The organism is Rhodococcus sp. C26F (assembly GCF_053345925.1).
Window position 1 is genome coordinate 146,647 of sequence record NZ_JBKFBA010000007.1, and the last position, 12,710, is coordinate 159,356.

Here is a 12,710-nt window from a genome sequence, read left to right on the forward strand (position 1 = left end):
CGTTCGCGATCACCGCGATCCGGCCCGGCGCCACCAGACGGACGAAGGCGTCCGGGTCGGCGCCGAACCGGTAGGAGGACAGGAACAGCCGCACGACGTCAGATCGTGAACGCGAGGTTGTCGACGATGCGGCGCCCGACCTCGGTGTCGCCGCCGAGGGTGATCTCGTCGATCCGGTCCTCGGCGCGCACGCGTCCTCCGGCGAGCCGAACGAACAGTCCCGAGTCCATCGCGATCGTCGTGGTGGCCGGTTCGGAGAGGGCCGGGACCTCGGTTGCCCGTCCGTGCACCTCGACGTGGACGGTGCGTGCGAGGGGACCGGAGAGCTCGATCGTGATGCGTGCTCCCTCGGGGGCCTTGCCGCGCTTGCCCACGATGAACGGAACCGCACCGAAGACCTCCGCGGATCCGAGTTCGGCACGCGGGCCGCCCTCGCTGCCCGTCCTGCCGAGAGCGTCGCAGATGTCGAGTTCGTGGAGCCAGCAGTCGAACACGCGGATCCGCATGAAGCGTCCGTAGGGCGCCGGCCCGACGGGAGTGTTCGACTGCTTCCCGAAGTCCGCCTGGGTCATCGCGCCGAGTTGCTCCGTGCGTAGGGCGACGATCTCCCGGTAGCGCTCGAGCACGTCCGGGCCGGGGACGGGACGCAGCGACTCCACCCACAGCTCGTTGAAGGCCGCGATGTCGTTGCGGACGTGGTCGAACGAGCGCACGTCGCGTTCGACGCGCGGCGCTTCGGTGCCCGCGAGCATCGACTCGGTGCCGATGAGATGCGCAGTGATGTCCTTGACCGTCCATCCCGGTAGGCAGGTGGCGGTGGTCCACTCGTCCTCGGTCAGTCCCGAGAGCAGATCGTCGAGCACGGCGAACTGCTCGAGCAGCAGCGGCCGGATCGTGTCGATCGGGAACTCGGCAGCGGAGGTGTCGGGGGTGGTGTCGGGCTGCGATGTCACTGGTGCTCCTCGGCGGTGAGACGTTCGAGACCGGCGCGGATGAGTGCCGCGGTGGTCTCGGGGTCGTGGGGTCGACGGCGGACCAGACCGATACCCATCCGGACACGATCGCCGTTCCAGCGGGGCAGGACGTGCAGATGGGTGTGGAAGACGGTCTGGAAGGCTGCCCGTCCGTCGTTCAGGACGAGATTGGTTCCGTCGGTGGCGAGTTCGGAACGGGTCATCGCCCGGGCGATCCGCTGTCCGGCGCGGAAGACGGCCGCGCCCGACGCCGGATCGAGGTCCTCGAGGCGTGCGGCGTGCACGCGCGGGATCACGAGGGTGTGCCCGCGCGCGATCGGCCGGATGTCGAGGAAGGCCACGACCTCGTCGTCCTCGTACACCCGTGTCGCCGGACCGCTGCCGTCGGCTATGGCGCAGAACACACAGGAACTCACCGGGTCACCTTAACGCGGTGTGTCGGTCCCGATCCTCAGCGCGTCGACGAGGGCGGGAAGACCCACGGCGGCCGTGGTGCGCCAGACGTGGTCGACCTGATCGCTCAGATCGGTCTCGCGCGGATCGATCTGCACCACCGGCACGCCGTGACTGCGCGCGAGCGACGGCAGGCCGGCCGCCGGGTAGACGACACCCGAGGTGCCGACGACCAGCAGCAGGTCGGCCTCGCGCAGGGACTCGGTCGCGGTCTCCCACGGTTCCTGCGGCAGCATCTCGCCGAACCACACGACGCCCGGCCGGCCGTCGCCTCCGCACGCGGGGCACGACGGCGGATCGAGACGGGCGACGGGATCCTCCGGCGGATCGGGGAGCTCGACGGCACGCTCGCACCGGCTGCACCGCGGGGCGAACAGGCTTCCGTGCAGATGGGTGACCTCGTGGCTTCCGGCCCGCTCGTGAAGGTCGTCGACGTTCTGCGTCACGATCTGCACGTGCGCCGCCCGTGCCCAGTCGGCGAGGGCCCGGTGTCCGGCATTGGGTTGTACGCGCCGGACGAGCGCGACCCGCCACTGGTACCAGGCCCAGACCGTCGCGGGATCGTCCGCCCACGCCGCCGGTGTGGCGAGGGCAGTGGCGTCGAAGTTCTCCCACAACCCGGTCTGCGCGTCGCGGAAGGTGGGGACACCGCTCTCGGCGGACATCCCGGCACCGGTGAGGACGGCGACGCGGCGGGCCGAGCGGGCGAGGTCGAGGACGGGTTCCGGCACGTTCATGAGGCCAGGTTAGGTGCTCGGGTCAGGAGGGATCCGGGATCGAGTGCTCCCTGCCGCATCGCGGGCACGGTTCCTCCTCGGAGGTGAGCATCGCCCCGCAGTCGGGGCAGAGGAGATGGAGCCAGCAGACCGGGTCGCCGCCGAGGTCCTCGGTGCTGTCGTTCGCGGGGTCCTTCCGAGGTTCGTGTGTCACGGACGCCCCCCTACGCGGGCTGCCGGACGAGCGCAAAGGCCGGGTCCGGCGACCGGGTATCTGAATCGATTCCGAAGTGTTCTGAATCGGTACACACCGCCGTTCGGTACACACGGAACGAATCTGTTTGCACACCGCCTTCTTTCGCATCGGGGGCCGCTCCCCGGGCCGTTTCCGTGACCGATTCCGATCGTCCTACACGGTCTTGCTCACCGGAGGAAAATGGCATTTGTGAGGTGAGCTGCCTCACAAACTTGCGCCATCTTGCTGTTCGGACTCGATTCAGATGATCTGACCAGGTTGCGAGGTCACGGGAGGGCACGGTAGGTCTGCTTAAGCCTTTCAGTGCATGACAGGCCGTCACATGGCCTTCGATAACGCATCTTTCGCCGCCGATCGCGGCACGACGCGCACTTTCATCGACGCAGGAGTCAAGAATTGAGTACCGAAGGATCGAACACGGGGAGCGGAGCGCACCGCCGTCCGACCGTCGGCGTGGTTCGTGAGACGAACGACGGGGAACGGCGGGTCGCGCTCGTGCCGAAGATCGTGCCCTCCTTGATCGGCAAGGGTCTCGACGTCGTCGTCGAGTCCGGTGCCGGCCAGGGCGCGCTGATTCCGGATGCGGCCTACAAGGAAGCCGGCGCGACCGTCGGCGACGCCTGGTCCGCCGACATCGTCGTCAAGGTCGCTCCGCCGAGCGACGCCGAGATCGCCCACCTGAAGTCCGGCCAGCGCCTGATCGGCTTCCTCGCCCCGCGCAACGCAGACAACCAGATCGGCGCTCTGACCCGCGCCGGAGTCGAGGCGTACGCCGTCGAGGCCATTCCGCGTATCTCCCGCGCACAGGTCATGGATGCCCTGTCGTCGCAGGCGAACGTCGCCGGTTACAAGGCCGTGCTGGTCGCGGCGAGCGAATCCACCCGCTTCTTCCCGATGCTCACCACCGCCGCCGGCACCGTGAAGCCGGCGACCGTGCTGGTGCTCGGTGTGGGCGTGGCGGGTCTGCAGGCGCTGGCCACGGCGAAGCGTCTCGGTGGCCGCACCACCGGTTACGACGTGCGTCCCGAGGTCGCCGACCAGGTCCGGTCGGTCGGTGCCCAGTGGCTCGACCTCGGCATCGACGCCGCGGGTGAGGGCGGCTACGCACGCGAGCTCACCGAGGCCGAGCGGGCCCAGCAGCAGCAGGCGCTCGAAGACGCCATCAAGGGCTTCGACGTCGTCATCACCACCGCGCTCGTGCCGGGCCGCCCGGCGCCGCGCCTGGTGACCGCCGCCGCGGTCGAGGGGATGAAGCCGGGTTCGGTGATCGTCGACCTCGCCGGCGAGACCGGTGGCAACTGCGAACTCACCGAGCCGGGGCAGACCGTCGTCAAGCACGACGTCACCATCTGCTCGCCGCTCAACCTGCCCGCGACGATGCCGGAGCATGCCTCCGAGCTCTACTCGAAGAACGTGTACGCGCTGATCGAGCTGCTCCTCGACGAGTCGGGTGCCCTGGCCCCGGACTTCTCGGACGAGATCCTCGAGGCCGCCTGCGTGACGCGTTCGAAGGAGAACTCCTAGATGTACAACGAACTACTCGCGAACATCGCGATTCTGGTCCTGGCCGGATTCGTCGGTTTCGCCGTCATCTCCAAGGTGCCGAACACGCTGCACACGCCGCTGATGTCGGGCACCAACGCGATCCACGGCATCGTCGTGCTCGGCGCTCTCGTCGTGCTCGGTCATCTCCCCGGTGATGCCCACTGGGGCATCAAGATCATCCTGTTCGTCGCTCTGGTCTTCGGCACCCTGAACGTCGTCGGTGGCTTCGTCGTCACCGACCGCATGCTCGGGATGTTCAAGCAGCGCAAGGACTCCCCGGCTGCACAGAAGAAGGGGGCTGACGCCTGATGGGCTACCTCGTCTCGGTCCTGTACATCATCGCCTTCGCGATGTTCATCTACGGTCTGTCGGGTCTGACCGGCCCGAAGACCGCCGTGCGCGGCAACTACATCGCCGCCGTCGGTATGGTCATCGCGGTCGTCGCGGTGCTCATCGACATCCGGGAGACGGAGAACTGGGGTCTGATCATCGGCGGTCTGGCCGTCGGCATCATCCTCGGCGTCCCGCCGGCACTGAAGACCAAGATGACGGCGATGCCGCAGCTGGTCGCACTGTTCAACGGCGTCGGTGGTGGCACCGTCGCACTCATCGCGTGGGCCGAATATCTCGAGTCCACCAGCTTCACGACGCTCGACGACGACCCGACCGTGGTCATGATCGTCGGTTCGCTGTTCGCCGCGATCATCGGTTCGATCTCGTTCTGGGGTTCGCTCGTCGCCTTCGCGAAGCTGCAGGAACTGCTGAACAAGAACCTCGAGCGCAAGCTCGTCGCGTCGGCGAAGCTGTTCCAGCTGGCCAACATCGTGCTCGTCCTCGCGTCGATCGCCATCGCCGTCTACATCGGCATCAGCGCCGACGGTGACCCGCTGGCCTCGTGGTGGATCCTGGCGCTGCTCGTCGCCGCCGGCCTGATGGGTCTGTTCGTCGTGCTGCCGATCGGTGGCGCCGACATGCCCGTCGTCATCTCGCTGCTCAACGCCCTGACCGGTCTGTCGGCAGCAGCTGCCGGTCTCGCGCTGAACAACCAGGCCATGATCGTCGCGGGCATGATCGTCGGCGCCTCGGGCACCATCCTGACCAACCTCATGGCCAAGGCCATGAACCGGTCGATCCCCGCGATCGTCTTCGGCGCCTTCGGTGGCGGCGAGGCGGCCGCCGGTGTGGCCTCGGCGTCGGGTGGCACGGTCAAGGCCACCTCGGCCTCGGACGCCGCCATCCAGATGGCGTACGCCAACCAGGTCATCGTCGTCCCCGGCTACGGTCTGGCCGTCGCCCAGGCGCAGCACGCCGTCAAGGAGATGGCAGCGCTGCTCGAGGACCGCGGTGTCGAGGTCAAGTACGCGATCCACCCGGTCGCCGGTCGTATGCCCGGCCACATGAACGTCCTGCTCGCCGAGGCCGACGTCGAATACGACGCGATGAAGGAGATGGACGACATCAACGGCGAGTTCAACCGCACCGATGTCACCATCGTCATCGGCGCGAACGACGTCACCAACCCGGCTGCCCGCCTGGACTCGACGAGCCCGATCTACGGCATGCCGATCCTCAACGTCGACCAGTCGAAGTCGGTCATCGTGCTCAAGCGCTCGATGAGCTCCGGTTACGCCGGTATCGACAACCCGCTGTTCACCGCCGACAACACCTCGATGCTGTTCGGTGACGCGAAGAAGATGGTCTCGGAGGTCACCGAGGAACTGAAGGCCCTGTAGGCCTTCCGGACCTGTCGCTGCTCCGTCACGGCGCCCACGCGGNCGCCGTCGGCGTCAGTACGGGAGCCAGCAGTGCGGCGAGGAGCACGCATGCGAGCGGTACGACCATCGCCGTCGTGAGGGAGGTCGCCTCGGCGATCCACCCGATGCACGCAGGGCCGGCCAGGAAACCCAGATAACCCAGACCGACGACGCGGGACATGTTCGCGCCGGGGGATCCCGAATCGAGATTGCCCGCGGCGCTGAACAGCTGCGGGAGGGCACCGGACAACCCCAGGCCGAACAATGCCCATCCGGCGAGTGTGAGGACCAGCCACGGCGACAGTGCCACGGCGCCGATCCCGACCGCGGCGACCAGCGTTCCGTATCGGATGACGGCGGCGCTGCCGAACCGGGCGGTGACCCGGTCGGCGACGAAGCGCCCGATCGTCATGGTCGCCGAGAACGCACCGAACGCGAGCGCGGCCACCGACTCCGGACTGCCGAGCCGTTCCTGCACCTGCAGCGCGCTCCAGTCGTTCGCGACCCCCTCGCACAGCATCAGCGCGAACGCCACACCTCCGAGCAGCACCACGCGGCGCGAGTAACCGGCCCGGGGCCCCGGTGACGACGATCGGATCGGCGGCTCCGTCCGGACGAGGCGCGGCCCCGCCCGGCCCACCACCGCGGCCGCGACGACCCCGGCGACCGCGAGCGTGAGCGCGGGGCGAACCCCGGCGGCCAGGGCGGCCGCGCCCACCAGCGACCCGGCGATCCCGCCCGCGGAGAACAACCCGTGGAAGGCCGACATGATCGGTCGCCGGTACCGCTGTTCGACCACGACCGCCTGGGAGTTCATCGACACGTCCAGCGCGCCGTTCGCGAAACCGAACACTGCGAGAGCGAGTCCGAGCTGCCACGGCGCCGCGGCCAGGCCCGGCCCGACCACCGTCAGGGACAACATCAGAGCGAAGACGATCGTCGTGCGGTGGCTACCGATCAGGTCGGCGAGCCGACCCGTCACGTGCATCCCGCCGAGCGCCCCGAGGGCGAGCAGCAACAGCAACGATCCGAGTGCCGCGTGATCGATGCCCACCCGTTCCCGGATCGCCGGGATGTGGACGACCCACAGGGCGAGCAGGAAGCCGTTGAGCCCGAAGATCGCGAACACCGCCGCCCGGGCGTGCGTGAGCCGGTCCGTCGTCCGTTGCGAATCCACCACGTGGAGGCACGCTACCGAGCGTTCGCGGCCCCTACGTATCGGCGAGCAGCATGGGCACGGGATCGCCGAGGAACGCACCGATCGTCGCGAGTGCCCGTCCCGCCTGCTCCCCGTCGACGAGCCGATGGTCGAACGACAGCGACAACGTGACCACCTTCCGGATCGCGAGAGCACCGTCCACGACCCACGGGCGGTCGGAGATCGCTCCGACGGCGAGGATCGCCGACTCGCCGGGATTGAGGATCGGTGTTCCCCCGTCCACCCCGAACACGCCGACGTTCGTCACCGAGACCGTCGAACCCGTCAGCTCGGACGGCGTGGAGCGGCCCGTCCGCGCGCGGTCGGCGACCTCGGCGATCGACCGGGCCAGACGCGGCAACGACAGGCGCTGGGCCTCCCGGACCACGGGGACCTTCAGGCCGTCGGAGGTCGCAGTGGCGATCCCGAGATGCACGTCGTGGTGGAGCACGATCTCGCCCGTGTCGTCGTCCCAGTGCGCATTGAGCGACGGCTCGTCGGCGATCGCGTGCAACAGCGCGCGGGAGACGATGCTCAGCGCCGTCGGACGGACGCCTTCGAAGGCCGGCGACGCGCGCAGGGTCGACACCAGGTCGACGGTGGCGGTCGCGTCGCACGTGAGGAAGACGCTCGCGTGCGGGGCGGTGAAGGCGCTGCGGGAGACGGCCTCGGCGGTCCGCTTGCGCACCCCTCCGACGGGTATCCGCGTGGTCCGTTCGGGGGACGGCTCAGGGGCGGGTGAGTGTGGTCGTTCGGAGGTGGGTTCTTCGCCGTGGCCTGCGGTAGGTTCGTCGCCGTGTCCGGCGGTGCGCCGCACGTCGTCGCGCGTGATCACACCGCCGCGGCCGGTGCCCGTCACCGTGTCCAGATCGACCTCGAGGAGAGCCGCGAGTTTGCGTGCGCCGGGCTTCGCGTCGGGTCGTGCGGGAGGGGGATCGCCGTCGCGGGCACGACCGGCGTCCGCCGAGTCACGGCGGGTCGCGCGTCTGCTCTCCGGGGCGTCGCCGGGTCCGTATCCGACGAGCACCGACGGTCGGGACGGGCCGTCGCTGTCACCGGCCGGTTCGGCGGGCCCGTCCTCGGTCGCGATCCGCAGCAGGGGTGCCCCGACCGGCACCGTCTGCCCCGGTTCGACCAGCAATTCCTCGACCGTGCCGGCATAGGGCGACGGCAGTTCCACCGTGGCCTTGGCGGTTTCGACCTCCCCGATGACCTGGTTGAGTTCGACACGATCGCCGACCGCGACGACCCAGTGCACCCAGTCCGCTTCGGTGAGTCCCTCACCGAGATCGGGAAGACGGAATTCCTCTACTGCGCGTGTGGGGTTCGTCATCGGTGCGCCTCACGCTGCGAGTGCGCGGTCGACCGCGTCGAGGATGCGATCCGGGTCGGGACGGTGGTGGGATTCGAGTTTGGCCGGGGGATAGGGGATGTCGAATCCGCCGACCCGCAGGACCGGTGCCTCGAGCTGGTAGAAGCACCGCTCGGTCGTGCGGGCGGCGATCTCCGCGCCGATGCCGCAGAAGACCGGTGCTTCCTGCACGACGACGAGCCGGCCGGTCCGTCGTACCGACGCCTCGATCGTGTCGAAGTCGATGGGGGACAGCGACCTCAGATCGACGATCTCGAGCGAACGTCCTTCCGCCTCGGCGATCTCGGCTGCGCGCAGCGCGGTGCCGACCAACGCACCGAAGGTTACAACCGTCGCGTCGGAACCGGACCGGACGACCCGCGCGGACGTGAGCGGGAGGTCGGGTGTGGTGTCCGTGTCGACCTCACCGCGTTCCCAGTAGCGGTGCTTCGGCTCGAGGAAGATCACCGGGTCGTCGAGCGCGACGGCCTGCTGGATCATCCAGTACGCGTCGGACGGGGTACTCGGGCTCACGACCCGCAGACCCGCGGTGTGGGTGAAGTACACCTCCGGTGATTCCGAATGGTGTTCGACCGCACCGATGCCGCCGCCGTAGGGGATCCGGACGGTCAATGGGGCCACCACGGCACCGGCGGTGCGGTAGTGGATCTTCGCGACCTGCGAGACGATCTGGTCGAAGGCCGGATAGACGAAACCGTCGAACTGGATCTCGCACACGGGCCGATAGCCACGCAGCGCCATCCCGAAGGCCGTTCCCACGATCCCGGATTCGGCGAGCGGCGTGTCGATCACGCGACCCTCACCGAAATCCTTCTGCAGGGTGTCGGTGATGCGGAAGACGCCACCGAGGGTGCCGACGTCCTCGCCCATGATGACGACCTTGGGGTCGTGTTCGAGTGCGCGGCGGAGTCCGGCGTTGAGGGCGCCGCCGAGCGTCATCGTCGTGGTGGTCATCGTCGCGCCTCCTCCGTGGGTCCGAAACTCGCCAGATACTCGGCGTAGTCCGCACGTTCCTGTTCGACGAGCGGATGCTCGGTGGCGTAGACGTGGTCGAACAGCGCGTCGGGTTCGGGGTCGGGCATCCCGAGCGTGCCGCGTCGGAGCCGCATCGCGGCGTCGTCGGCGGCCGTCCGGACCTCGTCGAAGAAGTTGTCGTCGGCGTGCCCTTCGCGTTCGAGCAGTCGTCGCAGCCGATCGATGGGGTCGCGTGCCTGCCACTCCTCGAGATCGGCGGGTGTTCGGTAGCGGGTGGGGTCGTCGGAGGTCGTGTGCGGGCCCATGCGGTAGGTGAGTGCCTCGATGAAGAACGGACCGGCACCCTCGCGGGCGTGCCGGACGGCACGCCGGGTCACCGCCAGGACTGCGAGAACATCGTTGCCGTCGACCTGCACGGCCGGCATCCCGAATCCGGCGGCGCGCCGGGCGAGGGGGACCGGGCTCTGCACGTGGGTGGGCACGCTGATCGCCCAGTGGTTGTTCTGGCAGATGAACACCACGCCGACGCCCCAGCTGACGGAGAAGACCATGGCCTCCGAGAGGTCGCCCTGGCTCGTGGCGCCGTCGCCGAAGTACACGACGGTGGCGATCTCGGCTCCGTCGAGCTTCGCGCCCATCGCGTAACCGGTGGCGTGCAGGCCCTGGGCGCCGACGACGATCGCCGGGTTGGTGGTGGCGACCGTCTGCGGATCCCATCCGGACAGGCCGCACCCACGCCACAGGCGGGTCATGTCGGCGGGGTCGACGCCGCGGCACAATGCGACGGCGTGCTCGCGGTAGCTGGTGAAGACGTAGTCGTCGGGCGCGAGTGCCCGGGCGGAGCCGACCTGCGCGGCCTCCTGGCCCTGGAGCGGCGCCCAGAGGCCGAGCTCACCCTGCCGTTGGAGCGCCGTAGCCTCCGCGTCGACGCGTCGCGCGACGACCATGTCGCGGTAGAGCCCGCGCAGTTCGTCGGGGCCGACGTCGGCGACGAGTGGGCCGTACTCGGTGTCGAGGACGCGTCGCCCGTCGGGTTGGATCAACTGGACCGGATAGGCGGTCGGTACAACCATCGGATCACCTCGTCGGTGCGGATCCGGCGTGCCCTCGTGAGGCCCGACCGGATGATGTGTGCCGTACATCACATCATCCGGGCAAATCGCGCGTGCGCAATCGATCCGCCCCCGACCGTGCAGAAAGCACGGTTTCGGGGTGCTCCTAGCTGGCAGACTGCGAAGAATGACCAGTCTGGATGCCACCGATGCGCGTCTGCTGCTCGAACTCACGCGCACACCACGGGCCACGGGAGTCGAACTCGCGCAGCGTCTCGGGTTGTCCCGCAACACCGTCCAGGCGCGTCTCGCCCGATGGGAGGCCGAGGGCGTGCTCGCCTCGTTCGACCGGCGGGTGGATCCCGTCAGCCTGGGTTATCCGCTCGCCGCCTACGTGGCCACCCGGGTCGATCAGCACCGTCTCGACGAGGTCGTCGACGAACTCGCACAGATCCCCGAGGTCACAGAGGTCTACGGGCTGACCGGGCAGATCGACCTGTCGGTGAAGGTGGTCGCCCGTGACGCCGACGACCTCTATCGGCTCGCGGGCCGGATCCTGAAGATCCGCGGCGTCGAACGCACGGACATGTCGCTGGTCATGCAGGACCTCGTCCCGCAGCGCACGGCGCCGCTGCTGGCCCGGGCCGCCGGGCGCAGCGGAGACGAGGCGACCTAGAGCACTAGCGGCCCGCGTTCGGGGTGGCCAGCTGGGCGGCGGCCTTGCGGATCTGATCGGGGATCGGGACGGGGCGGCGCGTCTGCGGATCGACGTAGACGTGGACGAACCGGCCGGTCGCCGCGGGGATCAGGTTGTCGTCGGCCTCCCGGAAGATTGCGAGCGAATAGGTGATCGACTGTGCGCCCAGGCGTTCGACCGCCAGTCCGACCTGCAGGCGGTCGGGGAAGGACAGTTCGGCGAGATAGCGGCAGGAGGTCTCGGCCACGACCCCGATCGCGTCGAGTTCGCGGATGTCGACACCGGTGGTGGAGATGAGCCACCCGTTGACCGCCGAGTCGAAGTACGAGTAGTACGTGACGTTGTTGACGTGGCCGTAATGGTCGTTGTCGGCCCAACGCGTCTGCATGGGCCACAACACCGGGAACTGCTCCGGCTCAGGCGGGGCGGCTGGGCTCGTCGGTTGGCGGTTGCTCACGTCTCGACGATAGTGCTCTCCGCACGTCAAATCAGACCAACCCCCACGCCAATCCCGAACCGAGACGCAAAACCCTCGAATCGGACGTGCACAGGGCGTGTCCGCCTGCCGGGGTCGTCCCGGCACGCACGGCGTGTCGCCCCAAAGCCGGAACGGCGTGTGCCGTTCGTGTCAGGATCGGGTCATGTCCGATACCCCCGTTCTTCTCTCCACCGTCGAACTCGCCGAGATGATCGAGCAGGGCCGGTCACCGGTGATACTCGACGTCCGCTGGGCACTCGGCGACAGACACGGACGGGACCGATTCCATGAGGGGCACATCAGCGGCGCGGTCTACGTCGACCTGGACGAGGATCTCGCCGATCCGCCCGCACCCGAGCTCGGTCGTCATCCGCTGCCCGACATCGACCGTTTCCAGGCCATCGCACGCCGGTGGGGGACCGACGACGGTGCTCTCGTCGTCGCATACGACGACAGCGGCGATCTCTCCGCGGCCCGCGCGTGGTGGCTGTTGCGCTGGGCGGGGCACTCCGAGGTGCGGCTGCTCGACGGCGGACTGCAGGCGTGGATCGCCGGCGGGCACCCTCTCGCCGCAGGACCGGGCGGCGAGAAGAAGCCCGGCAACGTGACGTTGAGCCCCGGCCACATGCCCACCATCGGTCCCGACGAGGCCGCGACCTACGCGACCCACGGAGTTCTGCTCGATGCGCGCGCCCACGCGCGGTACCGCGGCGACGAGGAGCCGGTGGATCGCCGGGCGGGCCACATCCCCGGCGCGGTCAGCGCGCCGACCACCGAGAACCTCCGTCAGGACGGGTCGTTCCTGCCCGCGGATCAGATCGCGCACCGCTTCTCGACACTGGGCGTGAAGCGCACCGACGTCGCCGTGTACTGCGGATCGGGAATCAACGCCGCACACGAGATCGCCGCGCTCGAGATCGCGGGCATCGACGCCGCGCTGTATCCGGGTTCGTGGTCGCAGTGGTCGGCGGATCCGAAGCGGGAGGTCGCCACCGGCAGTTGAGCGGCGATCCGCCGGCCGATGCGCAGTTCTCGTCGACGATTCGCAACATCGCCGACGAGAACTGCACTCCGGAGGCGGGACCACCGGTCGTGAATGGACTCGCGGAGTATCCCGGAGAAACGGCCGGTAAATCAACGCAAATGAAACATTTCGCCCGAGGCCGTACGGCTGTCACGCCCGAGGCCGTACGGCTGTCACGGTAGGTGCTGCAGTCCTGGCGACCCTGCTCGCCGCACC

Annotated in this window: 13 protein-coding genes and 1 pseudogene (1 of these 14 running past the window's edge); 5 read left to right on the forward strand and 9 right to left on the reverse strand. The window is 68.9% G+C overall.

The window, feature by feature from the left end; translation table 11 throughout:
- The 4 genes and pseudogenes from ACLBYD_RS11250 to ACLBYD_RS11265 form a co-directional block, all read right to left on the reverse strand.
- Nucleotides 1-94, reverse strand: a pseudogene (locus ACLBYD_RS11250) (Type 1 glutamine amidotransferase-like domain-containing protein) (it extends 549 nt beyond the left edge of the window).
- Nucleotides 95-98: 4 nt separating this feature from the next.
- Nucleotides 99-953 (reverse strand): maleylpyruvate isomerase family mycothiol-dependent enzyme, encoded by an 855-nt coding sequence (locus tag ACLBYD_RS11255; protein ID WP_264721787.1) that lies wholly within the window; start codon nucleotides 951-953, stop codon nucleotides 99-101.
- A complete protein-coding gene (locus ACLBYD_RS11260) occupies nucleotides 950-1,390 on the reverse strand; it encodes an HIT family protein (RefSeq protein WP_050993456.1) in 441 nt (146 codons plus the stop codon). The genes ACLBYD_RS11255 and ACLBYD_RS11260 overlap by 4 nt, the downstream gene beginning before the upstream one ends.
- A gap of 9 nt (nucleotides 1,391-1,399) precedes the next feature.
- On the reverse strand, nucleotides 1,400-2,164 hold the full coding sequence (locus ACLBYD_RS11265) for an SIR2 family NAD-dependent protein deacylase (protein WP_447816499.1): 765 nt from the start codon (nucleotides 2,162-2,164) through the stop codon (nucleotides 1,400-1,402).
- Nucleotides 2,165-2,795: 631 nt separating this feature from the next.
- Between ACLBYD_RS11265 and ACLBYD_RS11270 the strand changes: the two genes are divergently transcribed.
- The 3 genes from ACLBYD_RS11270 to ACLBYD_RS11280 are packed head-to-tail and all read left to right on the forward strand — an operon-like array spanning nucleotide 2,796 to nucleotide 5,677.
- Nucleotides 2,796-3,923 carry a Re/Si-specific NAD(P)(+) transhydrogenase subunit alpha gene (locus tag ACLBYD_RS11270; protein WP_145691544.1) on the forward strand — a complete coding sequence of 376 codons (1,128 nt, stop codon included), beginning with the start codon at nucleotides 2,796-2,798 and terminating at the stop codon, nucleotides 3,921-3,923.
- Nucleotides 3,924-4,253: an NAD(P) transhydrogenase subunit alpha gene (locus ACLBYD_RS11275; RefSeq protein ID WP_006552916.1), complete on the forward strand. Its 330-nt coding sequence runs from the start codon at nucleotides 3,924-3,926 to the stop codon at nucleotides 4,251-4,253.
- Nucleotides 4,253-5,677 (forward strand): NAD(P)(+) transhydrogenase (Re/Si-specific) subunit beta, encoded by a 1,425-nt coding sequence (locus tag ACLBYD_RS11280; RefSeq protein WP_138842486.1) that lies wholly within the window; start codon nucleotides 4,253-4,255, stop codon nucleotides 5,675-5,677. The genes ACLBYD_RS11275 and ACLBYD_RS11280 overlap by 1 nt, the downstream gene beginning before the upstream one ends.
- Nucleotides 5,678-5,702: 25 nt before the next feature.
- Here ACLBYD_RS11280 and ACLBYD_RS11285 read toward each other — a convergent pair whose 3' ends face one another.
- Genes ACLBYD_RS11285 through pdhA form a run of 4 tightly spaced genes read right to left on the reverse strand, consistent with a single transcriptional unit; the run spans nucleotide 5,703 to nucleotide 10,316 of the window.
- Nucleotides 5,703-6,878, reverse strand: coding sequence for an MFS transporter (locus ACLBYD_RS11285; RefSeq protein ID WP_447816500.1), 1,176 nt, complete (start codon nucleotides 6,876-6,878; stop codon nucleotides 5,703-5,705).
- 31 nt (nucleotides 6,879-6,909) lie between these two features.
- Complete coding sequence (locus tag ACLBYD_RS11290; protein WP_447816501.1) at nucleotides 6,910-8,229, reverse strand: dihydrolipoamide acetyltransferase family protein; 1,320 nt, start codon at nucleotides 8,227-8,229, stop codon at nucleotides 6,910-6,912.
- Nucleotides 8,230-8,238: 9 nt separating this feature from the next.
- Nucleotides 8,239-9,222, reverse strand: a complete 984-nt coding sequence (locus ACLBYD_RS11295) for an alpha-ketoacid dehydrogenase subunit beta (protein WP_447816502.1) — start codon at nucleotides 9,220-9,222, stop codon at nucleotides 8,239-8,241.
- Nucleotides 9,219-10,316: a pyruvate dehydrogenase (acetyl-transferring) E1 component subunit alpha gene (gene pdhA / locus ACLBYD_RS11300; protein ID WP_447816503.1), complete on the reverse strand. Its 1,098-nt coding sequence runs from the start codon at nucleotides 10,314-10,316 to the stop codon at nucleotides 9,219-9,221. Before pdhA ends, ACLBYD_RS11295 begins: the two co-directional genes overlap by 4 nt.
- Before the next feature lie 166 nt (nucleotides 10,317-10,482).
- Between pdhA and ACLBYD_RS11305 the strand changes: the two genes are divergently transcribed.
- Nucleotides 10,483-10,971: an Lrp/AsnC family transcriptional regulator gene (locus tag ACLBYD_RS11305; protein WP_006552549.1), complete on the forward strand. Its 489-nt coding sequence runs from the start codon at nucleotides 10,483-10,485 to the stop codon at nucleotides 10,969-10,971.
- Between the two features lie 4 nt (nucleotides 10,972-10,975).
- On the opposite strand, the gene ACLBYD_RS11310 is transcribed toward ACLBYD_RS11305, so the two are convergent.
- Nucleotides 10,976-11,449 (reverse strand): acyl-CoA thioesterase, encoded by a 474-nt coding sequence (locus ACLBYD_RS11310; RefSeq protein ID WP_447816504.1) that lies wholly within the window; start codon nucleotides 11,447-11,449, stop codon nucleotides 10,976-10,978.
- Between the two features lie 184 nt (nucleotides 11,450-11,633).
- Here ACLBYD_RS11310 and ACLBYD_RS11315 point away from each other — a divergent pair, with 184 nt between their 5' ends.
- Complete coding sequence (locus ACLBYD_RS11315; RefSeq protein ID WP_447816505.1) at nucleotides 11,634-12,473, forward strand: sulfurtransferase; 840 nt, start codon at nucleotides 11,634-11,636, stop codon at nucleotides 12,471-12,473.
- The last annotated feature ends 237 nt before the right edge of the window (nucleotides 12,474-12,710 follow it).

Bases quoted from the DNA above. Each gene is read 5' to 3' on its own strand.
- pdhA (WP_447816503.1), bottom strand. From the start codon at position 10,316: ATGGTTGTACCGACCGCCTATCCGGTCCAGTTGATCCAACCCGACGGG.
- ACLBYD_RS11295 (WP_447816502.1), bottom strand. From the start codon at position 9,222: ATGACCACCACGACGATGACGCTCGGCGGCGCCCTCAACGCCGGACTC.
- ACLBYD_RS11305 (WP_006552549.1), top strand. From the start codon at position 10,483: ATGACCAGTCTGGATGCCACCGATGCGCGTCTGCTGCTCGAACTCACG.
- ACLBYD_RS11265 (WP_447816499.1), bottom strand. From the start codon at position 2,164: ATGAACGTGCCGGAACCCGTCCTCGACCTCGCCCGCTCGGCCCGCCGC.
- ACLBYD_RS11280 (WP_138842486.1), top strand. From the start codon at position 4,253: ATGGGCTACCTCGTCTCGGTCCTGTACATCATCGCCTTCGCGATGTTC.
- ACLBYD_RS11315 (WP_447816505.1), top strand. From the start codon at position 11,634: ATGTCCGATACCCCCGTTCTTCTCTCCACCGTCGAACTCGCCGAGATG.
- ACLBYD_RS11275 (WP_006552916.1), top strand. From the start codon at position 3,924: ATGTACAACGAACTACTCGCGAACATCGCGATTCTGGTCCTGGCCGGA.
- ACLBYD_RS11290 (WP_447816501.1), bottom strand. From the start codon at position 8,229: ATGACGAACCCCACACGCGCAGTAGAGGAATTCCGTCTTCCCGATCTC.